This is a genomic window from Gelidibacter salicanalis (genome assembly GCF_007997285.1).
Taxonomy (GTDB): Bacteria; Bacteroidota; Bacteroidia; order Flavobacteriales; family Flavobacteriaceae; genus Gelidibacter; species Gelidibacter salicanalis.
This window is the reverse complement of the sequence record NZ_VORX01000002.1, coordinates 432,910-456,920: the sequence shown is the minus strand read 5'-3', so window position 1 is coordinate 456,920 and position 24,011 is coordinate 432,910. Positions and strand designations below refer to the sequence as shown.

24 protein-coding genes are annotated in these 24,011 nt (G+C 35.8%); 5 read left to right on the top strand and 19 right to left on the bottom strand.

Features of this window, described 5'->3' with window-relative positions; translation table 11 throughout:
- Positions 1–37: 37 nt before the first annotated feature.
- The 9 genes from ES711_RS05095 to ES711_RS05055 all read right to left on the bottom strand — a co-directional run bounded on the left by ES711_RS05095 (position 38) and on the right by ES711_RS05055 (position 8,996).
- Positions 38–532 carry a hypothetical protein gene (locus tag ES711_RS05095; protein ID WP_146890904.1) on the bottom strand — a complete coding sequence of 165 codons (495 nt, stop codon included), beginning with the start codon at positions 530–532 and terminating at the stop codon, positions 38–40.
- A gap of 74 nt (positions 533–606) precedes the next feature.
- The gene (locus ES711_RS05090) at positions 607–2,022 is read right to left on the bottom strand and encodes a membrane dipeptidase (RefSeq protein WP_146890901.1); all 1,416 of its coding nucleotides are present in this window, start codon (positions 2,020–2,022) and stop codon (positions 607–609) included.
- Positions 2,023–2,037: 15 nt separating this feature from the next.
- Positions 2,038–3,132 carry a fatty acid desaturase family protein gene (locus ES711_RS05085; RefSeq protein ID WP_211363051.1) on the bottom strand — a complete coding sequence of 365 codons (1,095 nt, stop codon included), beginning with the start codon at positions 3,130–3,132 and terminating at the stop codon, positions 2,038–2,040.
- Between the two features lie 309 nt (positions 3,133–3,441).
- Positions 3,442–4,041 (bottom strand): porin family protein, encoded by a 600-nt coding sequence (locus ES711_RS05080; protein ID WP_146890898.1) that lies wholly within the window; start codon positions 4,039–4,041, stop codon positions 3,442–3,444.
- Between the two features lie 54 nt (positions 4,042–4,095).
- Entirely contained in the window at positions 4,096–4,563 is a 468-nt protein-coding gene (locus ES711_RS05075; RefSeq protein ID WP_146890895.1) for a hypothetical protein, read from the bottom strand.
- Between the two features lie 41 nt (positions 4,564–4,604).
- On the bottom strand, positions 4,605–5,345 hold the full coding sequence (locus ES711_RS05070; RefSeq protein WP_146890893.1) for a sterol desaturase family protein: 741 nt from the start codon (positions 5,343–5,345) through the stop codon (positions 4,605–4,607).
- A 12-nt stretch (positions 5,346–5,357) separates the two neighbouring features.
- A complete protein-coding gene (locus ES711_RS05065; RefSeq protein ID WP_146890890.1) occupies positions 5,358–6,581 on the bottom strand; it encodes a radical SAM protein in 1,224 nt (407 codons plus the stop codon).
- Positions 6,574–8,265 (bottom strand): hypothetical protein, encoded by a 1,692-nt coding sequence (locus ES711_RS05060; RefSeq protein ID WP_146890887.1) that lies wholly within the window; start codon positions 8,263–8,265, stop codon positions 6,574–6,576. The genes ES711_RS05065 and ES711_RS05060 overlap by 8 nt, the downstream gene beginning before the upstream one ends.
- A gap of 329 nt (positions 8,266–8,594) precedes the next feature.
- Positions 8,595–8,996, bottom strand: a complete 402-nt coding sequence (locus tag ES711_RS05055) for a hypothetical protein (RefSeq protein WP_146890884.1) — start codon at positions 8,994–8,996, stop codon at positions 8,595–8,597.
- 167 nt (positions 8,997–9,163) lie between these two features.
- On the opposite strand from ES711_RS05055, the gene ES711_RS05050 reads away from it, so the two are divergent.
- The 5 genes from ES711_RS05050 (at position 9,164) to rpe (ending at position 12,714) form a co-directional block, all read left to right on the top strand.
- Entirely contained in the window at positions 9,164–10,162 is a 999-nt protein-coding gene (locus tag ES711_RS05050; RefSeq protein ID WP_146890881.1) for a hypothetical protein, read from the top strand.
- A gap of 79 nt (positions 10,163–10,241) precedes the next feature.
- Complete coding sequence (locus ES711_RS05045; RefSeq protein ID WP_146890878.1) at positions 10,242–10,616, top strand: hypothetical protein; 375 nt, start codon at positions 10,242–10,244, stop codon at positions 10,614–10,616.
- Between the two features lie 96 nt (positions 10,617–10,712).
- Positions 10,713–11,576, top strand: a complete 864-nt coding sequence (locus ES711_RS05040) for a sigma-70 family RNA polymerase sigma factor (protein WP_066433750.1) — start codon at positions 10,713–10,715, stop codon at positions 11,574–11,576.
- A 167-nt stretch (positions 11,577–11,743) separates the two neighbouring features.
- Positions 11,744–12,013, top strand: a complete 270-nt coding sequence (locus ES711_RS05035; RefSeq protein ID WP_146890876.1) for a hypothetical protein — start codon at positions 11,744–11,746, stop codon at positions 12,011–12,013.
- A 38-nt stretch (positions 12,014–12,051) separates the two neighbouring features.
- Positions 12,052–12,714 (top strand): ribulose-phosphate 3-epimerase, encoded by a 663-nt coding sequence (rpe, locus tag ES711_RS05030; protein ID WP_146890873.1) that lies wholly within the window; start codon positions 12,052–12,054, stop codon positions 12,712–12,714.
- Positions 12,715–13,005: 291 nt separating this feature from the next.
- On the opposite strand, the gene ES711_RS05025 is transcribed toward rpe, so the two are convergent.
- The 10 genes from ES711_RS05025 to ES711_RS04980 form a co-directional block, all read right to left on the bottom strand.
- On the bottom strand, positions 13,006–13,425 hold the full coding sequence (locus ES711_RS05025; protein WP_146890870.1) for a CBS domain-containing protein: 420 nt from the start codon (positions 13,423–13,425) through the stop codon (positions 13,006–13,008).
- Between the two features lie 81 nt (positions 13,426–13,506).
- On the bottom strand, positions 13,507–15,846 hold the full coding sequence (locus tag ES711_RS05020) for a GumC family protein (RefSeq protein ID WP_146890867.1): 2,340 nt from the start codon (positions 15,844–15,846) through the stop codon (positions 13,507–13,509).
- 2 nt (positions 15,847–15,848) lie between these two features.
- Positions 15,849–16,637 (bottom strand): polysaccharide biosynthesis/export family protein, encoded by a 789-nt coding sequence (locus tag ES711_RS05015; RefSeq protein ID WP_246139121.1) that lies wholly within the window; start codon positions 16,635–16,637, stop codon positions 15,849–15,851.
- 60 nt (positions 16,638–16,697) lie between these two features.
- Positions 16,698–17,822 carry an MraY family glycosyltransferase gene (locus tag ES711_RS05010; protein WP_146890864.1) on the bottom strand — a complete coding sequence of 375 codons (1,125 nt, stop codon included), beginning with the start codon at positions 17,820–17,822 and terminating at the stop codon, positions 16,698–16,700.
- Between the two features lie 198 nt (positions 17,823–18,020).
- A complete protein-coding gene (locus tag ES711_RS05005; RefSeq protein WP_146890862.1) occupies positions 18,021–18,776 on the bottom strand; it encodes a glycosyltransferase family 2 protein in 756 nt (251 codons plus the stop codon).
- Positions 18,777–19,313: a WcaF family extracellular polysaccharide biosynthesis acetyltransferase gene (locus ES711_RS05000; protein ID WP_246139120.1), complete on the bottom strand. Its 537-nt coding sequence runs from the start codon at positions 19,311–19,313 to the stop codon at positions 18,777–18,779.
- Between the two features lie 239 nt (positions 19,314–19,552).
- Positions 19,553–20,500, bottom strand: coding sequence for a UDP-glucuronic acid decarboxylase family protein (locus tag ES711_RS04995; RefSeq protein ID WP_146890858.1), 948 nt, complete (start codon positions 20,498–20,500; stop codon positions 19,553–19,555).
- A gap of 110 nt (positions 20,501–20,610) precedes the next feature.
- Positions 20,611–21,747, bottom strand: a complete 1,137-nt coding sequence (locus ES711_RS04990) for a glycosyltransferase family 4 protein (protein ID WP_146890856.1) — start codon at positions 21,745–21,747, stop codon at positions 20,611–20,613.
- Entirely contained in the window at positions 21,737–22,738 is a 1,002-nt protein-coding gene (locus tag ES711_RS04985; protein ID WP_146890854.1) for a glycosyltransferase family 4 protein, read from the bottom strand. Before ES711_RS04985 ends, ES711_RS04990 begins: the two co-directional genes overlap by 11 nt.
- Positions 22,735–24,006, bottom strand: a complete 1,272-nt coding sequence (locus ES711_RS04980) for a hypothetical protein (RefSeq protein WP_146890852.1) — start codon at positions 24,004–24,006, stop codon at positions 22,735–22,737. The genes ES711_RS04985 and ES711_RS04980 overlap by 4 nt, the downstream gene beginning before the upstream one ends.
- Positions 24,007–24,011 lie beyond the last annotated feature (5 nt).

Here is a 24,011-nt window from a genome sequence, read left to right as displayed (position 1 = left end):
GTTTTAGGGTTCTCGTTGTAATACATTCTTACTTAACTTAATTTGAAATTGCTCCTTGAAATATTTTCCATTTTGCGCTATTTCCGTTTATTAAAAATGTTGTGGGTTTCTTTAAAAAGAGCGTTAGTGCTCCAATTCCGGTACCCAAACCACCTCCTAGTATGGCTCCATAAACTGCCTGTTCACTAGCCGTAGTTGGAAAAAGCCAATCATCTGGGTGCGCATTATTCGCTCCAACAACAGCTCCAGCAGCCACCCCAATAGTGCCACCGATAATCATATTTCTTGCTATAGATCGTTTGGTCTTAATCAAACCAACGGTATTTGGATTGACACTTGTGATTCTGTTGTTACTTTTTAACAGTAGTAAGGTATCTGATATCGAAATGATCTTGCCTTGGTCAAACTTTTCGCCTTCTAAATTGTAAACACGTATAAACGTACCTGTTGCCATTGTATTATTTTGAGCGAAATTCGAATTGTTAAACTGCAGTGTCAAGAATAGTATTGACACTATAACTTTTGTTTTCATAATTTTTTATTTTGAGTTAATTACTTATTTCTTAACTAAGTGCTACAACCATCACCATCAATTATATAATTCTTTCATAACAGTTGATGTTTTAAAAAAGTAAGGCTATTACCAATCGTGAAATTATGTACTACCGTCAATGCGGTAATATTTTTATTTTTTTCTAATGTTAACCTATTGGGTTGCGACAAAAAGACTTCAACAATCATCAACAATTCATTGGCCATGGCATTTAAATCGGCTGCTGTCCATATATTATTTAAAGGATTTGTAGTACCATCAAAATCGCTTCCAATACTGCAGGTGCCCCAAGCAAAAAGACCATGTTTATCTAAAACTTCCGCAACATGTTGCAATTGGTTCCAAATAATTTGAGTAGAAATTTTCAAATTGATTTTAGCATTAGTGTTGAAGAGTGATTTCTTGATCACATGTTTGGGGGCTAAACGATTTGCATCCAACTGAATCGCAAATAAGCCTCCTGATTCAGCAATAGTCACAAGCTCTTCGTCGTAAAAATTAATGGAGTCATTGACAAAATTATTTGAACTGCGTGTGCTATCTATTATACCCGAAACAGAAGTCCCAGTAACTGCGGCATGACTAGCAATTATTGCAATACTATTATTGTATTCCTCTTTTATCAGTTTATAATATGACAATCGCGCACACAAACTCATGTGTTTGACGTCTATAAGGATACGCTTGCCATTGGTATCATTTAAAAGGGCATGAAGGACCTTTAAACCCAAAGAAGAAAAGCCTGCATTTAGATTTTCAGACTGATCAACCAACTTACCCAATGCTTCAAGACTTGGAGCATGACCACACAAATCATTATTAAAATTGTGGGCAAACGTCATGAACAATGGTGGATGTTTAAGTTGTTTTACTTTTAGGATATTATCAAGAACTTCGCGCTCATTTATAGACTTCCCAAAACCTTCCAAACCAGTATTGAATATATGCGCGCCTTCAATTGTTGGTATAATGGAAATAAAGGCAGCTTTATTAAAATTGAATTGAATGTCTTCAAATGATGAGACATGATCAAAAGCATAGGTGTTCCCTTTTAGGATGCACTCTCTTGAATTTTTAGTAAAGAAATTATATTCATTGATAAAGTCTGCGAAGTAATCATTATGTTTTTGGATGCAACGCACGCGATTATATCCAATGGAGGTGATAAAACTGGCTAATCGTGCACTAATTTTATCATTCAGTTTTGGGTGTGTGAAAAATCCCTTTTCAAACGGATAAAAAGATACAAAAGCGATTTTGACATTGCCCTCAATCATCGTTTGAAAATCACTCTGAGAAAATTTAGTAATCCCGGTCAGCTTCTGAATCACCTTAGTCAACCTATTAGGAGGATTTCGATACCAAACGGTCGCCTTTCTTTTCCTTACATCACTAGATTTCGCAAACGACTGTCCAAACGTTTTTAAGTTTGGGTGACAATGCAAATCGGCAAATTGAAATTCAACCATTATTTTTAATATTAACTACATATCCTCTTCAAATACATCACTATTAAGAGCATTAGACTTAATGAGTTGATAATGATGCTTAAATGCTTGTCTCATCGTATATGACCTATAACTAAAGCCATTTTTAAGGGCATAGTCTTGGACAATTTTTGTAATTTCAGGGACATAGGCAGAATTGATGTTTGGGAACAAGTGGTGTACCAGATGAAAATTAAAATTCCCCATGACGTTGCGCGTAAACCAATTGGTGGTATTAATATCGTTAGTGGTAACAAATTGATGTTCTAACCAACTCAAATTTAGATTTCCATTTGCATCTGGCAATGGGAACTGGTTGTGTTGATTGACATGTGAGGTCAATAATATGCCCATGGAAAAAACACTACCAGCTACGAGCATCAGGCAAAACCCAGTTAGGACTGTTTTTAAACTAAAGCCTATCCATATTGGTAGTATAATGGTATAGAAAATAAAGAACAGCTTAAAAAAGAACAGTTTAATGTATTGCAGGATAGGAATGTGCTTGAGCACTTTTTTTATGATGCGCTTTTTGCTAAAAAAATCCTTAAAGTCCCTTACAAAAATCCAGTTGAACAAAAACAAAGGATAAAGCATAAAAACAAACTTGTGCTGATAGTTATGGTACCATTCACTTTTATCATGTGGGTAAATTTTTATAAATCCAGACTGTTCTATATCGGAATCCCAACCACTAACGTTCTGAAAATTATGATGCAGCAGGATATGTCTTTTTTTCCAAATATAGCTGTCAATACCTATAAAATCGAACAGTGTCAATAAGGCATTGTTAGCCCACTTGCTTGAAAATATATTATGATGGGAAGCTTCATGGATACAGTTCACAAAAATCAAGACGGACACCAGTCCATTTATTGTGAACAATAACAAATACATCATCACAGCATTGGAAAACATCAAAGCAAAGAGATAAAACGAAACATACAACATTGGCAAAACAACTACCAAAAACTTCTGACCGTAAAGTCTCGTCTTTGGCAACCCCAATAAGGCATGTTTTATCTCTGCCCTTAAATTTCTTAGGTGCTGGTTATCCGTTTGGCTTTTATCAAATAATATAATGGCTCCCATAATTTACACTATGAATGTGTAATTCTAATTTTAAATCAATGTTATCCGATAAAGAATCAAGACCGCTTCGCTGTTAACACCAAGAACCAAGATTTCAACCGTTAAGTCCTTAAATAGGGGCATTACGGTTTATAATTATCAGGATTTTTATTACTTGCTAACATGTACAAAGAATTTAAAAACGGAGACATTAACGAACAAAATATGACAAAGTTTTTATCAGCCTATAATCTTAATAGGGGGATAGCATTTTAATAGGACAACACTAATTGGTCATCAATAATTATTTAACGTTTTAATGCCAAGCAATCAAAAGAAATACCCTACCGAAATTTGAACTACGCTGTTATAAGCTTTAATATCTCCATCATCACTAAAAAACCCATCACTAAAAAAATCGCTTAAATCAATTATCTTTATAAGACCCAAATTATAGCGCGCTCCTAAATTTAAACCATTATCGAATTTATATCCAATGCCAAGATTTAATGCCGCATCAAAATCTTTAAAAAACTCCTTAGCATCGCCTTCACCTTCGCCTTCCACTTTGCTTTCAGCAGATAACAAAATCCCTATTTGTGGCCCAATTTCTAAACTGAAATTATCAGCGACATAATATTTAACCATCATGGGTAAGGTTAAGTAATCTAAACGTAGTTCAGAATTATCATCTTCTTTAGTACCTAGTGACGTGTACAAAAGCTCTGGCTGAAATGAAAGTTTTTCAAATACTGGAATTTCAATCATAATTCCTCCATGAAAGGATGTTCGGGCCTGCGCATCACCTGCATCTGCACCATAAATACTTGCGATGTTAAGCCCACCTTTTACCCCAAATTGGATATCTTGTTGTGCTTGTGCTACCATTATCATCCCGATAACGGTAACGAGTGTCATAAATGTTTTCATGATTTCTAAATATCTAGGTGTTGCATTAAAGCAACGTGTAGTTTACTATTAATTTTACGTTAGTACAATGATTCCCATTATTTCTATGCTTCTAATGGTTGTTTGGTATTCCTGTTTTGAAAACACTAATACTTCCGACCAATTGTCATTATGTAATGACATATGATCTAATCCATTACCATAATACGTCCAAGTTTTATTGAGTTTTTCGATATCCCCTGATCCTTCAAACTTCAAAATTAAATAGGTTGAAAAATCTACATGTGATAGTTGCCATTGTCCCTTACTAGTTGATCCATTTTTTGTCGCTCTTACCATTCTGTTTTCTAAAAACGTAAAAACATATCCGTCAAAAATATCAGCATGATTTTCAGGTCCTTCAAGTAAAAGTTGAGTGATTATCCAACTTCCTGAAGTGAGATTCGTAACATAAAAATCGGCAGGCGGAGTACTTTTGGAGCAAGAGCTAACTAAGAAAAACAGTAATAAGCCAATCTCAATACTGTTATATAATGGTCTCATTGTTTTGCGTATTTAAAGGATTAGATAATGTTATCGGTGTTTTAGAAGTCTTCCTTAGTATTCATGCGGTAATACGTCCCCATTAACTTGTCCCATAAAGTAAAATACAATCCATAATTTTTTTGAAAACCATTATGGTGCAAATCATGTTCTACCGCCGTATTTTGAAATCTAGCCTTCATAAATTTTGGTAGGCGATACCCAAGATGGATCAAAACATTATTGAGAGTCAGTAGTGTTACAAAAACGATGAGTGCCCACTGATGAAAGGGGATTAAAAAAATAATGATTGGAATAATTCCCATAGAAATAATAGATTCTAAAGGGTGAAAAGCAAACGCCGCCCAAGGGGTTGGGTTATGAAATGAATGATGTGTTTTGTGCACATATTTAAAAAACGCACGATGATGCATCAATCGGTGCGTCCAATAAAAGTAAGTGTCGTGCATTACAATCATTAAGAGGATACTAAACACAAAATACCATGCACCAAAAGCACTGAAATCCTTATATTCATTCGTCATCTCATTTTTGCTCCAATAGACAAAAACACAAACACTACTACCATAAATAATGAAAGTCATCACAGAATAGAATAGTTCTCGCTTAATATCAATGTTTGATGGAAATTTCTGTTGCAGCTTGAGTCTAAAAAAATCTTTCCGTTTCCATGCATAAAAAATGATAAAAAGCAGTCCCGCAATCACTGCATACCTCACTAAAAATAGTAAGGTCGCAAGTAGCCAAATTTCAAAATTCGAGAAATCCAATTGATAATCCATTAGATTAAGTTTTTAATTATAACTGCTGCAACCAGCATTTTTTAAGGTTGCTAAATGCTGCTCAAAACTAGCGTCCAAAACATTTCCCGTTTTTTTGTGACAAAATGGACACGCATTTATATCACCATCCGTATCTAAGTAAATTCCTTTAATTCCAGCGCTAAAACAGCCTTCTCGTCTTTGATAATAGCCATGATAGGTTATTAAAGGGAATGCTCTGTAAGCCTTATTATAATTCAATTTCAGAAAGAAATTTTCCAGAATTTGAATGTGTTCTTTTTGCAGATGAACATCTTGATTCGCAAAATGCCCAACCGCTTTTGGTTCCAAAAATTGAACAAATCCAACCCCCATTTTTTTGGCCATGTGCATATAAGACATTAGATTTTCTTCTGATATAAAACCTTTCGTAACACATAAAGAAAGTGCCACAACAAGATTGTTTTGATTGGCGTTTTTAATAGCTTCTGCCACCCAATAATAGGCATCTTTAAAACCTCTAAATGCATTATGCTTTTCGGGAATAAAGTGATCGAGACTAATAATTACACCCGTCAATCCCGCTTCTTTTAAATTATAGGCGTTCTGATTTGTCAATTTAAACCCTGAGGTGGCAATCCAAAATTCGGTAGTTTTGTTTGCATTGCGCAAAACTTCTATAATACTTTCAATTTTCAATAAGGGCTCTCCCCCTGAAAATTGAATTTGACTCACACCATAATGCTGCAGTTTTGCAACTGTTTGCATAAGTTTTTCAGTGGTTAATGTATCTTTTTTATTCAGGTTATCCCATTCATAACAATGCTCACATTGGAGTGCACATTTTTTAGTAACCGCCACAAAAACAGTATTGAATCTATTCACTTTGGCGTTTATTTTTTTAAAGTCGTTCAATTGAGAAGCTATAAAAGTGTCGTAACCACTACCGTTCCAACCAGGGGTATATAAACCCATATAATATTTACCATGGGCATACACCATTTTTTGTAGCGCATGGTGTCCTAAAAATCGCTTTCTCAAACGAATCAAAAATTTAAGTGCTCTAAACCATTGCAGTGGATACCGATAATTGGTAATTATAATTCTTAAAAGGCTGCATCGAATACAGAAGTGATGCCAACGCATGTCCCCTCCATGAATGATTTTGTTATGTTCTAAAGGTACATGGATTGCACCATCTTTTACAAAATAAGCTGTCACTTGCCTTCCTATTGCTATGGTGTTTAAATTAGTCATGACTGGCAAATTCGTTAAAATTAAAATTCACAAACTCAAAATAGGCCTTCTCTGAAAATTTGGTAAACATATTATCCTCTTTAAACACCTTAAGTCTTGCAACATCTGGTGTGCCCTTATAATCTCGTATATAATTGTAATATCCTCTATTTTGGAGGAATACGGATTGCGTTTGTCCTTCCCCATAAGGTTTGCTTTTAAAATGAACCACCACTTCATCACCAATATTAGGTTGGACAACATAGATGCCATCAGGTGCTGCCAAAAGGTGGGTAACCTCTTCTCCATTTTGGTCCAAAGCTTTTGATGGGCTAACATAACTAAGCTCCACATTATTGTTTTCAGAAAAATCCACACCTACATAATCTACTTCCCAAAACATAAAACCCGTTTCTAATTTAATTTGGAGCTTATCACCTTCAATTTGATTGAGTTTTAAGGGTACAACAAGATCCCGCATTGCCATTGGACCCACTGTTTGTATGCGTTCAACTAACTGCCAACCTGTACGCGTTTTTATATACACTGATAAAGGAATATTTTGGGCTTGGGACCAATCAGTAATTGTTTTTGCAGCAACAGTTTGTTGCTTCTTTTTAAACGTATTGTAATAAGAGCCAAATTGCGCATTGAACTTTCCAAAAATATAATCCAACCACACCGAGTTTTTTGCCGTTAGATACAGTTTTGCATCCTGATCATTTTTAGGCTTATCAAATTCGAACACGATACTTCTAACACCAGTTTCTGTAACTTTTGAAGTATTAAAGGCATAGTACTCATTATCCTTTTTTAAGGCCGGATTGATCATGTTAAATCCGTCATCTTGTGTGGCTTTTGATGGTGCTAGTATATTTTTAAATGTTTGTAGGTCGCCTTTGCTGTCCATTAATACTTGAACATCCTCATCATGATTCACTAAAATCAACTGCAGAAAATCAGTATATTGAATTTCTTTTAACAGATTAGCAATTTTTAAAGTATAGCCATCATCTTCTGGCGCTAATTGTCCTAGTGGCAAATAGTCATCCCGCTGCATCGTTGCGGTAATTGTGCCAGGATATAATTCGCCTACAAAATCATAATACGCTCCATTTTTAATGTAAACAAAAGGGCAGGAACTCTTTGTGGCCATTATAATGATAAAAACAACAAACACGACACCTACAGTAGTCAACGCAATATTTGCAATGGTGCGATTTGTATTTTTATCATTTACTGAAATGGACACAATGTCTGCTAGGGGTATTTGCACGTGATCATTGTTGCTTTTTAAAAGTGAATTATTTAAATAGAAATGAACTTCAGTAAGCGGCATGGTTTCGTCCTTATCATAGCGATGCACACGTTTGCTCTCCCGCGGTTTTGTATAAGTATGAAAGTCACTTAAATCTTCTAAAATTCCTGAAAGCGTTTGGTCATCTTCGTTAATGACCATATTTTTTAAATGCCATGTTTCCGAAGCGGTGTGTAACATCACATATTTCTGTGCGTCATTAAAAGTCTTTACCTGTTGTGACATCGTTTCCTTTGTGGTGGGCACGTTTTTAACTGAATAATAGGAGCAGGATATGGACACGTTTAACACTGCTAATGCTAAGAACACAGCTATAACTCTGGCTTTTACTTTCCCTAATGTAATAGAGATGTAAACTTGGATTGGTTTGGACGGTTGTGTTGTCATAATGCTTAAATTTTAAAGGGTTACTTGTATAACTTAGTTTTTGGTATTCCATAATTTATCATTGTTGTTCGATAAAGAATCAAGACCGCTGCGCTTCTAGTCCCGATAGCTATCGGGAAAGAACAAACCTGACCACCAGCAGGCAGGGATTTACTTGCAACTAACTGACAAACAACGATCATTTAAATTAAAATCATCCAAACACTCTCAGTAGAAATAGTTTGTAAAAGCAAGGTGTCATTTTGAAACTCTCGTAATGTCTCATGCTTTAAATGCGTTTGTTGTTTGTTTTTTATTTTTACCGGACACTCATGTTAATTAATATAGAATTACTCATCGTCCTCAGAACCATACAAAATATCAGCAATCACATACGCTATCATTAACGCTCCAACAATCCCTATTACAACAGCTTTTGCAACGCCCAACATCACTTTACTTTCTGTGCGGACCGATTCCATAGTCATTAGATCCAATGGTACTTTGGTGAGCACTTTATTGGTTCTTTGCATACCAAAAAAACTATCGTTTTCAAAAACAACATTTTTAAATTTAATACGGTAATTATCTTCAGTTGTAATGATGACGCGTTTATCCTTTTCTGCAGCATTGTACAGGGTAGTATGAAAATATGCGTTAGTATTAGTCGTTTTACAACTCACTAAAAGCACTAAAAAGGAGAGATTCCAAATTGCGCTTGTGCTTCTTAAGAATTTGAAAAAAGAATACATAACAATGGTTGTTAAAAACTATTGCTATTAATCATCAATAATATGGAGAGTATATCAAATGTAGTTTATAGATTCCAAATGTACATTTCATATTTTGCGGAATCATCACAAATATTTTCTCATAATTCGCAAAATATCAGTAAATTAGAGCAACCAACTTTCAAAAAATGCAACGCACCTTTATCAGTTTTCTAAGGGAGAAATCGAATAATACGACCTCCTTTGTAGATGAAATAGCCACAGTACTAGATATTGGGTATGATGCTGCATATAGAAGAATCAATTCAAAAACCCATTTAACACTTGAAGAAGCTGTGAGGCTCGCCAAATTTTATCAAATTTCGCTCAACAGTCTTTTTGAGGTAGGCAGCCAAAATAGTATTCTTGCAGAACTCTCCCCCAACCTGACAAATGCCAAAGCTCTAGAAGAGTATTTTATAATCTCTAAGAACAATTTGTTGCCTATGGTCAAACTTAAGAGTGCTACCATACTTTATTCGGCTAAAGAACTTCCCATTTTTCACACCCTCAAAGATTCATACATCGCAAAATATAAAATGTATGTATGGCTCAAAGATGTAGATATTGACATGGCTGCGAGTCACACTACTTTTGAAGAATTCTTAAAAGTCATCCCACAATCCCTTATTGATAGCGCAAATAATTTGTCTGAGGTGTATAAAGACATCAACATTACCGAGTTTTGGAATGACATGACCATTAACAGTACCATCCAGCAAATTGTTTACTATTATGAATCTGGCCTTTTGTCTAAAGACATGGCTTTACTGATATGCAATGATACTGATCAGGTGTTGAGAGATGTTGAACAGCAAGCCATTCAGCAAAGTATTACAGGATCTCAAAACAAAACGGTCTATAACCTCTACAAAACAGATTTGCATTCTATGAATAATGTGATCATGGTCAACACGCCCTATAAGAAAGTCTTTTTTACGCCATTTACCTTATTGAGTTATTTTAAAATTGAACATCAGCCAACCTGTAATTTAATGTATGAGTTTTTTGAAAAACAGAAATTTCATTCAAAACTTTTAGTAAATGCTGGAGAGCGTGATCGGACACAATTTTTTAACGGGATGCACCAAAAAATCGATAAACTCAGAGAACATATACTTAAAACAGAATTTTATAGTATTCTATAAAAAGGTTACTTTATCACAACACCAAGTTAAACACCCATGAAAATTTGCTTTTCTCAAAAATTTGTTTAAATTATAGGTTATGATTTATACAGATAAAGAGAAATATTCAGACATTTTAAGCACGTCGTTGACGTATTTAGAAAACAGTGGTTTTGAAAATATCAAAGCAGACGCAGAGGGTTACGAAACCCCAAAATCGTATCATAAAAAAGGTAGTGATATTGATGTGACTCCAGATATTGTAGCGGAAAAAGAGGGCAGAAAACACTATTTTGAATTGAGTTTAAAGTCGGAAGAGCCGCGTCTTTTAAAATCAAAATGGTTGTTCTTAAACACCTTGAGCACCATGACCTCTTCCCGATTTAAGATCATCACCACCCGTGGGCATTACAAGTTTACCAATGAAATGCTTGAAGACATTAACTTGACAGATAAAAAATTAATCAAGATTTAAATTAATTTCCACTTTCTTGTAACATTTTTAATGGTCTTTACGTATAACTACTTACGAACGGATTATTCACCATTATTAATAGAGAGACACATTTAAATGAGACAACTCAAAATTACGAAGCAAGTAACCAACAGGGAAACCGCTTCGCTAGACAAGTATCTCCAAGAAATTGGAAAAGTTGACTTAATTACTGCAGATGAAGAAGTAGAATTGGCACAACGCATTAAGGCAGGAGATCAACTTGCTTTAGAAAAATTGACAAAAGCCAATTTACGTTTCGTGGTCTCAGTAGCAAAACAATATCAAAATCAAGGTCTTACCCTGCCCGATTTAATTAATGAAGGTAATTTAGGACTTATCAAAGCAGCACAACGTTTTGATGAAACTCGTGGTTTCAAATTTATTTCCTATGCGGTATGGTGGATTCGTCAATCCATTTTACAAGCCTTGGCCGAACAGTCACGTATTGTTCGTTTGCCATTGAATAAAATTGGATCGATTAATAAGATTAACAAGACGTTTGCCTTTTTAGAGCAAAGTCATGAGCGTCCGCCAAGTGCTGAAGAAATCGCCAAGGAATTGGATATGACCATCAATGATGTAAAGGAGTCCATGAAAAACTCTGGCCGTCACGTCTCTATGGATGCACCGTTAGTGGAAGGTGAAGATTCTAACTTATACGATGTGTTACGTTCTGGAGAGTCGCCAAATCCTGACAAAGATTTATTACATGAATCGCTGCGTACGGAGATTGAGCGTGCGTTAGAAACCTTGACTCCTCGTGAAGCCGACGTGATCCGTTTATATTTTGGTTTAGGAGATCAACACCCAATGACTTTAGAAGAAATTGGAGAAACATTCGATTTAACTCGCGAACGTGTCCGTCAAATTAAAGAAAAAGCAATTAGACGCTTGAAACATACGTCTAGAAGTAAAATATTAAAGACTTATTTAGGATAGTCGTCAGCAGTGATGCTTCCTGAATTTTGGTAACAAACAGTTACAGATTCCCGCTTTCGCGGGAATTTTACTGTTCGTTTTTTGATTGATGAAAGAACCCTCGGCTGATTACCGGGGGTTCATTTTTTGAAGTTGAAGTTGAATTTGAAATTCAAAATGAAATTGAAGTGGAAGTTGAAATTGAAGTTGAAGTTAAATTTGGTAAACGAAGGAACGACATTCAAGGTCAGTACAACAGAAACCAGAAACAACAGAAACAATCTATCCAAGAATACAAACTGAATACTGAAGACTGCCTACTGAAGACTGAAGACTGCCAACTGCTTGCCCGTCCGCAGCATTTTGCGGAGGCAGGAAAACTGCCTACTGCTTGCCCGTCCGCAGCATTTTGCGGAGGCAGAAAAACTGCTTACTGTAAACTGAAAACTGCCAACTAATTTTATTTATCTTTGCCAAAACTTTACAACAACACATCATGTCTACAAAACTTATTGCCCCTTCAATGCTAGCCGCCGATTTTGGAAACCTTCAACGCGATGTTGAAATGGTCAACAATAGCGATGCGGATTGGTTTCATATTGACGTCATGGATGGTCATTTTGTTCCCAATATCTCTTACGGGATGCCCGTCATTTCAGCCATTAAAAAACATGCAACCAAACCCTTGGATGTGCATTTAATGATAGAAAAGCCTGAACGTTTTATTGAAGAATTCGCTAAAGTAGGTGCGGACATCATTACCGTACACTACGAATCGACCGTACATTTACATCGAACACTTCGACAAATTAAAGATGCAGGCTGTAAGGCTGGTGTAGTCCTTAATATCACGACGCCTCTGGTTGTTTTGGAAGATATATTACCTGAATGTTATATGGTGCTTTTAATGTCCATAAATCCAGGCTTTGGCGGTCAGAAATTTGAGGAGATCACTTATAAGCGGATTAAAAATTTACGTCAAATGATTGATGATCAGGGATTGGATACACGTATCGAGATTGACGGCGGTGTGACCGATCAAAATATAGAAAAATTAGTTGCCGCAGGTGCCGATGCTTTTGTAGCTGGTAGCCATGTATTTAAAAGTGATGATCCAACGGGAACCATCAAAACGTTGAAGGAATTGGCGAATGCTTAAATCCGAATTAGTGGTAGCTACTATTTAAATAGCACTTCATAAAAAATTCCCAAAGCTTCGGGGATTTTTTGTTTTAATATGAACTAGGAAAATATGTCGGAGTCGAAAGTGATTTAAAAGTTTTGCACTTTTCTTGATGGTGGAAAATACAAACAAGGTTGTGATGCATTGTTGGTGGAAAACACCAACAATGGCGGAGTTTTGCACTTTCATTGTTGGTGGAAAACACAAACAAGGGCGTTTCATTGTTGGTGGAAAACACCAACAATGGCGGAAAACACCAACAATGGCCTATAGTTGCATCAGGAGGTAATTGATTAAGTCTGTGGTGGTCACAATGCCAACTAAATGGCCATCATCAACTATTGGCAATGCGTGGAATTCTCTTTTTGCCAAGATTTTAGCGACATCCTTAATGTTGGTATCTGAAGCAACCGTTTCCACATTTTTTGCCATCACTTGCTCTATGGTAAACATGTCGTAGACCAAACTTTCAATCTCATCTTCGGTCTCATCAACAGCATCCGCAAAACTGATGCGTAGCAGATCCGTATAACTTAAAATACCAATGATAGCATGGCCTTCAACCACAGGAATATGTCTAATCTTATGTTTTTTAAACAGATGTTCTGCCTTTTCTAAATTATCAGCCTTAGTAAGGGTAATAATTTTGACAGACATAATCGTAGAGACTGCTGGAATGTTTTTCATGACTATTGACTTTATAATTCACCTATAAAAGTAAACTAAACGCACAGTTTAAGTTATGATAATTATCAGCAGTAATCTCACTTACTTTTCATCACTGCCATAGCCATATCCATACCCATAATTATAACTGTAGCCATAAGATTTACTGGCGCTTACACCATTAACAATGTAGGCCATATTCTTTAATCGGCCCGAATCATTCAGATCTTTTGAAAAATCTAATAGTGCTTTTTCCGTAACATCAGCTCTTACAACATACAAGGTCGCATCTGCAAATTCCGAAATTAACAAGGTATCCGTAACCAAAATGGTAGGTGCCGTATCTACAATAATATAATCATACGTTTCCTTCGCCTCGTTTAACAATTGTTTAAAGCGACCATTGGTCAATAAATGCGCTGGATTTGGAGGGATGCTTCCTGCCAACAACATATCATGATTGACGTGTAAGGGGAACCCATTTAAGAGGGCTGTCTGCCACTCTACTGTACCATCATGTAAATAATTAGATAAGCCTACCAACTCTTTACTCGCCGCAGGTTGGGTATAATTATGCAGTTGGGGGTTTCTTAAATCGGCACCAATAAGCAATACTCTGTTATTCAAACTAGATAGGGCAAGCGATAAATTAATTGCAACGTGTGTTTTTCCCTCCCCTTTAATGGTTGAGGTTATATAAACGACCTTCCCTTTGGATTTAGACTCCGGTGGTAGAATATAGTTTACGTTAGAACTTAAGATGCGAAAGGCTTCCGCTTGTACCGTTCTTGCTGAAGGATCTAAAAATAATTGATTCTCGCCAATAACTTTAGGGATTTCTGCCAGTATCGGAACGGAATCCACTCGTAATTGTACATCTTTCTTACCCTTAATTTTAGTATCCAGTAAATTTCTAGTATAAATAACACCAAAAGGAATAAGTAATCCAGCAACAAAGTACATAAGATAAGTATTCTTTCTATTTGGGGATATGGGCACCCCACTCGATGAGGCGAACTCCACCACCTTAATGGACGGCTCAGTAATGGCTAAGTTAATGGCGGCTTCTTCACGTTTTTGAAGGAGATAAAGGTATAAGGTTTCCTTAATCCCTTGTTGACGCTCAATACCTCGTAATATTTTTTCTTTTCCAGGGATGGTGGATACTTGGGATGAAAATTTATTATTTCTCTGCACCAATTGGTTTTTTGAGGCTTGTAACTGGGCTTTGTAAGTATTTAAAGATGTATTAATATTCGTTTGTAATTCTTCCAATTTATCATTTAGTTTTTGGACCATCGGATTATTTCTGCCACCACTGGTCAATAAATTATCACGTTCAAAAATGAGGGCATTATAAGAATTAATCAATTCATTGGTATTAGCACTGGAAATCCCAATATTGGCCGGAAGCAATTCTGAGTCCTTATTACTCACATTCAGCGATTCCGCCAACATATTAGACAGTAAAATTTGACTCTCAATTTCGAAAACCTCACTTTCAGCCGTCGTTTGCTGTGCTAATCCAATTTGAGCATCTACTTGAATATCAAAGAAATTGTTATCTTGTTTATAATCGCGCTTTTGCCCTTCTATTGAATCCAATTCTCCTGCTATGGATCCAAAACGCTCATCGATGAAATTGATGGTCCGCTTTGAAACTTCTTGCCTATCAATAACACCGTCCATATTAAATACGGAGAGCACCTCATTTAAAACGCGTTCCGATTTGATCGTATTTTCACCAGTATAGCTTAACACTAACAGATCACTGGTTTTACCCAAAACAGATATCCCCAAGCGACTCTTGATGTCCCAGGCTGCTGAGGTCACTGGAACTAAACTAAATATAAACGTCCTCCCAATATTTTCTTTAATTGTTTTTAAACTTTCAGCTTCCAGTTCAAAAGGTAAGTCATGACTTATGCCATAAGAACTGTAATTAGGAAATAGAATGGCACTATCTGAATTCCTCTTAAATACTTCAAAGCCCTTTGCTTTCACCAGAATTTTAAAAGTCTGACTGCTAAAAATGCTATCGTTAGGAATAGTCTTTAGTAATTTGAAAGGAAATCCATTAATTTCTGTAGTTCTGATATTGCCTTCTTCATAGTAAACCATGGTCAAATCCAGATTTCGAGCCACACGTTCACTGATGCGTAAAGAATTTAAAACCTCTATTTCATTTTCTAAGTTAACGCTAGAGTTATTAAATCCAAAATTGGGCATCTCTAGACCCTTTTTCTCGTCTAGAACTTGAATTTTAGCTGATGTGCTGTAAATGTTAGGAGAATATCTCAATTTTAAGAAGGCTAGTACTAACGCTATGACAGCACCCAATAAAAACCAGATCCAATATCTTAAATATTTCTTAACTTCATGCTTAATAAGTTCCCCTTGATCAGGTTTCCCAGCATTATAATTTGTTTGTTGTGGTTTCATGCTTATCTTGTTATAATTAGCACTGTACTAAGCACAATGGAAAATACAGACAATAAGGTTCCTAAATTAGTGATAAACCCAGCGCTTTTAACTTTAGGGCCATTAGGGTTTACAATAATCACATCATTAGGTTTTATAAAATAATAGGGACTTTTCAAAAGATCTGCAGAGGTCACATCAATATGTGTGGTTTTGTAAACACCTTCTTTTTCACGAATTATTAAGATATCTTTTCGTTTTCCATTGATGGTCAAATCACCGGCCATGCCTATAGCTTGCAAAAGCGTGACACTTTCTTCAGAAAAATCATAAGTACCAGGACCATTTACCTCCCCTAACACAGTAACCTTAGCATTGAGCAAACGGACATTCACTGTGGGGTCTTTAAGATGTCCACCGTCCTCTAAAAGCTGAGTAATTTCTTCTTGTAACTGGCTGGTCGTTTTGTCTTTTGTGGAGATGGTTCCTAATTGAGGAAAATTTATGACATGCTGTTCAGAAATTAGATACCCGTCAAGTTTCATTAAATCAACATCTCCGCCTCCAGAACTTCCTGAGGATACTCTATTGTAAGGCTTAGCTGTCTCTTCCACCAACACCCCAACGGTGATTTTTAAAATGTCATTAGGTTGCAAAACGGGCTTCACATAATTGATGGGCGTGTTATTATATTCAGAAGCATCCTGGAAATATAGAATTTCTTTTTTTGTAGCGCAGGAATTGAATAAAACCAACGCAGCTACGAGTGCTAAAAAGTATTTTACTGAAGTCATCTTGAGTGGTATAAACATAACATATTTTACTTTTGATATGCAAAAGTAAGGCGTTTTTTTTAGTTGTGATAATGAAATTTAAGACGGGTGTTCGGCTGTTTTTCTTTTAGACTTTTGATCCATGAGCCAATGGTAGATAAAAACAGCTGAATATAAGAGGGTGCCTAAACATAATAATATGACAAATTGCAGATGAATTTCAAAATCTTTGAACAGAAGTGTAAACACAAATAATACCGCATTAATAATCACCACGCAGGCGGTGATTTGTTTATGAGAATAGCCCAATTTTAACAAGTTGTGGTGCAAGTGGTTTTGATCGGCAGAAAAGGGACTTTTTTTGTGAATAGCAGCACGGATGAAAAAAATTCGCAGCGTATCCAAGAGCGGAAAAAACACAATGGAGAGCGCTAAAACTGGGGCTGAATTATAGAAGCTTGAAGCCTTATACATCTGGGCTTCCCCAATAAATCGCACGACGAAAAACGAGATTAAGAACCCAATAATCATAGAGCCTGTGTCGCCCATAAATATTTTTCTCTTTTTGGCAAAATTCAGCCTTAAAAAGGGAATTAATGATCCTATTGCTGCCACTGCTATCGTGGCTAAAGTGACATCTTCCATGGTCAGAAACACATAGGCAAAAGCCCCACACGCAAACAGCGCCAAACCTCCCGCTAAACCATCTATTCCATCAATCAAATTGTAGGCATTAATAATAAGGACATATACAAATAAAGTGAAAATAACTGAAATCCAATAGGGCAAGGTAGTTACCCCTAAAATCCCTGAGAAGCCTATAATGCGCGTATCTGTAAAGATGATCAATATCAATGCAGCTAAAAGTTGTCCCAAAAACTTCTTTCTTGGAGAGAGCACCAACAAATCATCTTTTAAACCTAAAAAAAACAAGATGGTCATCCCTCCTAAAAGCAACAATAAAACCTTTGTATCCAACAGACCACCTAGAGTGGTGGTGACTACAACTAAGCTCATGAAAATCGCAATTCCCCCCAACGTAGGAGTTCTTTTAGAGTGTGCACTGCGTAAACCAGGCACATCCATAAGTTGTTTTTTCACAGAAATCATAAAAATTGCTGGAAAGGTATTAAACGAGACAAATAGTGCAATTGCGAATGCCGAAAATAACCATAGAGCCAAATAATCAAGAGGATTAAAATATTCGAGAAGGTCTTGAATCATAACACTGTAGGTTTAACGAAGGTTGGGCGAACTTAATTTGACATTAGCGGCAAAGATACATTTTAAGTGTTTCTTTTTCAGGAAAATTTTAAAATAAAACTACTGTATTGTATGTACATCCTTTTAATTCGTACAAAAATAATGTGAAATTAGAGAATTTCTTAACTCAATCACTTAATTAGTCACCCGAAATGAGCCCTATTTGGAGAACCATTGTGGGATTTTTGATAAATTCTTCTGAACCACCACCTTAAGCGGACTGTGCATCCCATTACTGGTCGCGGCAGCATAATCCTCTTTGGTTTTTTGAATGAGATTTCGCAAACTTCTGTTACTCGCCCCTCCAACTCGCATCTTCATAATGGTATAAGGCAAATACTTAAAGGTGTACTGAGGTTGCTTAAATATGCGCAGGATAAAATCGTAATCCGCGGCTATTTTGTAGGTCATATTAAATTTTCCATTGGTGTCATAAATGCTCTTTTTCAAGAATAAGGTCGGATGTGCGGGCATCCATCCGCGATTCAAAAGTTTTTTAGTAAACGTCTGACTAGTCCAATTGCGCACTACTTTATCCGGATCGTCAAACTGAACATAATGTAGATTTCCGTACACCCCATCAATGGCCTCGGCCCTAAAGGCATTCGCTATAATTCCTATAATTGATGGATCAGAAAGAAAGTCGTCTGAATGGACAAAACCAATCACGTCTCCTGTCGCTTTAGAAATCCCTTTGTTTAAAGCATCATAAATCCCTTTATCTGGTTCAGAACTAAAGCAAACATTTGGATGACTTTCTGATTTTGATTTGATAAGGCTTAACGTTTCATCGGTTGAACCGCCATCAACAATGATATATTCTATGTTCTTATAGGTTTGTTGCAAAACAGAGTCCATACAGACTTCTAAAGTTTTTGCACTATTATAAGTGGCTGTAATGATGGAAATTTTCATTTAGTCTTGTACTATTCGTTCTTTAATCTTAACTGCTGGGTTCCCGCGAAAAATGCCATAAGCCTCCAAATTACTGCTCGCCACTGAACCTAAAGCCAATACCGCATGACTTTCTAAAATTACACCCGGTCCTACAATACTTTTAGCGCCTACCCAACTGCCCTCTCTAAGCACAATAGGCGCCGTCATTAAATCAAAACTTTGTTTTTTGAAATCGTGATTGCCACAAAGTAATAAAGCGCCTTGAGACACACATACATGATCTTCTAGGGTAACCTGATCCAAATTATCAATCCAAACCTCTTCACCAATCCAACAATGATCGCCTATACTCAAGTTCCAAGGATACTTTATGTTGACACCCGGCTTAATAACAACGCCTATTCCTATTTTAGCCCCAAATGATTTTAACCAAAAAATCTTTATTGCAGAAGAAGGGTTAAGATGAGATTTCAAAAACAAGGCATTAACAAAATACCATAACAGGCGCTTTATTGTTGAACCTGGTTGATACCAGCTATTATCGTATGAGGACAAATTGACTTTCAAAACTATAGTTATCAGTAGTGTATGATGGTTTATGTTACTATCTCTATTTGAGGGTTGAGGGTTGAGGGTTGAGGTTTGAGGGTTGAGGTTTGAGGTTTCAGGGTTGAGGGTTGAGGGTTGAGGGAATGCGCTTTACAAAGCTTAACCTCACGACACCTTCATCTCCTTCTCACAAGCGCTTCTCTCTTCTCTTTTCTCTTTTCTCTTTTCTCTAAACAACTATAATTTTAATTGTTGGCGTGTAACAAGGTATCAAAATAACTAATTGTTTTTATTAACCCTTCCTCTAATTGCACTTTCGGCTCCCAGCCATTCAATTCCTTTTTCGCTAAATCGATAACTGGTTTGCGTTGTAAAGGATCATCTTGTGGTAAAGGCATATGGATTAATTTTGACTTGGAATTGGTCAGTTTAATGATTTTTTCCGCCAGTTCCAACATGGTGAATTCTGTTGGGTTCCCGATATTCACAGGGCCTACAAAGCCGTCTCTACTGTTCATCATTCTTATGGTGCCTTCTACCAAATCATCAACATACTGGAAACTTCTAGTTTGTGTGCCTTCCCCAAAAATCGTAATGTTCTCCCCCTTTAATGCCTGTACAATAAAATTTGAAACCACACGCCCGTCATTCGGGTTCATATTTGGGCCGTAAGTATTGAATATTCTGATAATCTTTATCTTGACATCATTTTGAATATGATAATCCATAAATAACGTCTCTGCACAACGCTTGCCTTCATCGTAGCAAGAGCGCAAGCCAATTGGGTTGACATTCCCCCAATAGGTTTCCGGTTGTGGATGTACTGCAGGGTCGCCATACACCTCACTGGTAGACGCTTGTAAAATTTTAGCCCCCACACGTTTAGCCAGTCCCAACATATTGATGGCACCCATTACTGAGGTTTTGATGGTTTTAATCGGATTGAATTGGTAATGCACTGGAGACGCAGGGCAAGCCATGTTGTAAATCTCATCCACCTCAATCATATACGGATTGATCACATCATGACGCACCAATTCAAAATACTTATTATCCATGAGGTGCTCAATATTTTTCTTTGAGCCGGTAAAGTAATTATCTAAACAAATGACTTCATTACCTTCATGTAATAGACGTTCAGATAAGTGGGAGCCCACAAATCCGGCACCGCCAGTGATTAATATTCTTTTCATTTTTTTATTTAGTTTTATAATTATTAACTACCTGCCAGCAGGAAATTGTCGTTCGCAATGCTTATTTCTTTAATGGCAATACTTTAGCAACTTTGATGTATAATTAGATTTTAAACATGCAAAAATAGTGCTTTATTTTGTTCTAGAACTTTTGGATTTTCAATAAATTGTTCTGCATAATTAAAGGCTGCCTCAGACCAAATTTTGTAGTCAGCATCACTCATGTGTACTGCTGTTTGAAATGTGTGCTTAATATCACTATCATTTTTTAAATTCAAATCCCAGCCTATCTTTTTTTGAGTTAATTCTCGCCAAGGGGTTTGATCCGAAATTAGGACTGGCAATCCAACGGAAAGCGCTTCTAAAATAGCATGTCCAAAATTTTCGCCTTCTGAGAGCAATACAAAAAAATCATATTTAGCAAGCGTATTTGGTACTTGCTCGCTATCAATAATTCCTTTGTAGTTGACTTCAATATGGTCAGGTAAGGTTGCAATTGCATTTTGGCATTTTTCCCAATACGCCGCGTCATAAATAGGACCATATAAATCCAGAATAAGTGGCTGGGTGACATTAGAAAAGGCCTTAAGCATATTAAGTGTCCCCTTTTCTACGGAAATTCTAGCTAAATTCACAAAACGTATAGGTTGTTGTTTCACTGCCAAAGTTCTGTTTGCAGAATCAATCTTCCTTGGCAGATTGGGTGCTATAGAAACTCCTTTTTGAGCATTAATTAAGCTTTCTATATGGTGTGCTTCGTTTTTATTGGTAGCATGAAAACGAACTTTTTTGTAAAGTCCATAAATATTGGCTAGCTTTATAAAAGCAATCTTTTTAGTACTTTTTACAGAGAATGCCTGAGGATTTAACATCCCTCTGGCCGAAACAATGACCGGCTTATTTTTAATAAGAATTACAGGCAATATCGAAAAGTACCAGCTATAAATGCCATTTATATAGGCAACATCAAATTGCGTGTTATTGAATAAGTGTTTCAAATTAACCCTAGAAAGATAGTCCGGAGAACAATAAAAGACTTTGGTATACTCATTAAAATTAGTCCAAGTATTTGGTGTTATGCCATCATAAGGTATTGTTGACCCAAAATCAGAATTACGTGTCACAATTAAAAACTCAAAGCCCTTGTCGAGATGGGCTATTAAATTGGCGTACGAACGCACAGGACCACCTGAATTAGTGCCAGGAAGAAACCAATCAATTGTAATTAATATTTTCTTAGTTGCCATTATTTTTCAGAATTTCTTTATAGACCTGTAAATATTCATGTGCAATTTTAGCAGTTTGAAAGCGTTCAATATTTACAAAACCTTTTGAAATTAAATCTTCACGGTATTGATCATTATTAATCAATTTCAGAATTCCTTCTCTAATTGCATGTACTTTATATGGATCAACAAGACAGGCAGATTCTTGAGCCACCTCTTTCATTGCACCCAAATTTGAACTTATTACCGGACGTCCTATCGCCTGCGCTTCAATAATTGGCATACCGAAGCCTTCATATGTAGATGCAAAACAAACCAGGTCGCAGGTTCTGTATTGGGCGTATAGATCATCAAAGGATAAGTCAAATTTATTAACGTAATTGATGTTCAATTTATCCAATAAATTTACTTGCGCATCCAAAAGTTTACCAATTATTATGACTTTACAGTTTATAGTTTCTAAGGCCTGAATTGTGCGCTCCAAATTCTTATTTGGTTTGGTACCAATTAATAAGAGGGTTGGCTTTACTTTGTTAAATTGATATGCATTAGGTTGGAATTTCGGATTTACTGGATTATGTACTACTCTAACTTTTCTTTTGGCAAATGGAATTATTATCGATAATTCTTTTTTTGTAAACTCTGATATTACGGTAATTCGCGAAACACAAAAAGCAGGTAGCCAAAACCAAAACAGCTTTAAATATAATCCCTTGATAAAAGAAGTCTTCAATATTGACTGAACATCGTGAATAGTTAAAACGGTTTTACTTCCCGTTTTTAAAGCCATATAATGTACATCACCAGTGATGTGATACAGTTGGTTTGCCTGCTTCTTAAAATTTGTCAAATTATTACAGATAGTTTTTAAACCTCCACCAGAAAATGCCATTTGTATTCTTTTCGTAACGACATCACCTTTTAAATTTATTGCGATAACATTAAACAAGCCTTCAATACTTTTGTATTTAGGGTCTGGTTTTCTAAAAATATAAGTGATTATTTCATTCATCTGTCAAAATTCCAGTTTAATTTACGCTTCACAAACCATAAAAATAAAAAAACTACAATTATAGATTTTATTAAATGGTTTAAAACAACAACCAACTCTGTTTCTGCTTTAATAACTTGTAAAAAAATAAGTGGGATAAAAGCAATAAATACAATATTATCAATTATTCTTTGAAATAAGAACTTCCAAATTCTCCCTAAAAACAATCCCCATAATCCCATAAATAGTATACCACCAGTGACGGCGAAGTTACCGTAGGCTTCACCAACAATACTTATACCCATGGATGTACCGTCCCTAAGACTTAGTCCCGTAAAATCTCTAAAATTTTCTCGACCCCCAGCTGTAGTTTTACTAGGATTTAAAAACCTAGGTAAAGCGGAAGAAAATATGGCATCTTTTACTGTGCTACCATTAAGATAACTTCTATTTTTAGGGATGTGATCCATAATTGCACTAATAATCCAGCCCTGATTTAATCTCACGTTTGAATCCGTCCCATCATCAAAATTTTCATTGGTAGTCTCATCAACTAAAAACGCATTAAACATTAAACTGACGAACAACTCTAATTTATTACCTGTATAGTCTTCATATATTTGTGTGCGATATACTGCTTTAATAGTTTGCAAGGTTGATGCTGCTAAAAAACCAATAACTATAGTAAGTAGGATTTTTGAAATTGAAGGTTTATATTTTAGTGCCCAAAACATATAGAAAAATACTGACCATAAAATAAAATCATGAAATAGAGCCTTTGATATTGAGACCGCCAAAAGATAAAGGATTGCGATATAGAAAATCTTTTTAAGCTTTAAATTTTCAGAGTAAAATAGAATAATGGCACCCACAAATTTGAAATTTGCCAAAATGAAAGCGAAAAAACCTAGGGCTCCAGGCAAAAAACTTCCAAAAACGTCAAATATTATGCCTATGATAAAAATTATTAATCCATAAGGACTGTAAAATTGTAATCGCTCTACATTGAGATTGATATTGGCAGTTTTTTTTATCATCAAAATTACAGCAACTGAAAATATGATGTAAGCTGGTACTACAAAAGACATATAAATAAATTGGTCTACATACATGTAATATTTAAAATGCAGGTTAGGAGATCCATACTCTATTAGGGGTCCAATAATCCATTGGAGACCAGCAATTAATAACATAAGTTCCAGGATAGGTAATCCTTGTCCTAATCGCTTTATAAATATAAACGCAATATAACATACAAACCCAACACCTATAAATGACCAAATATCCATTAAAT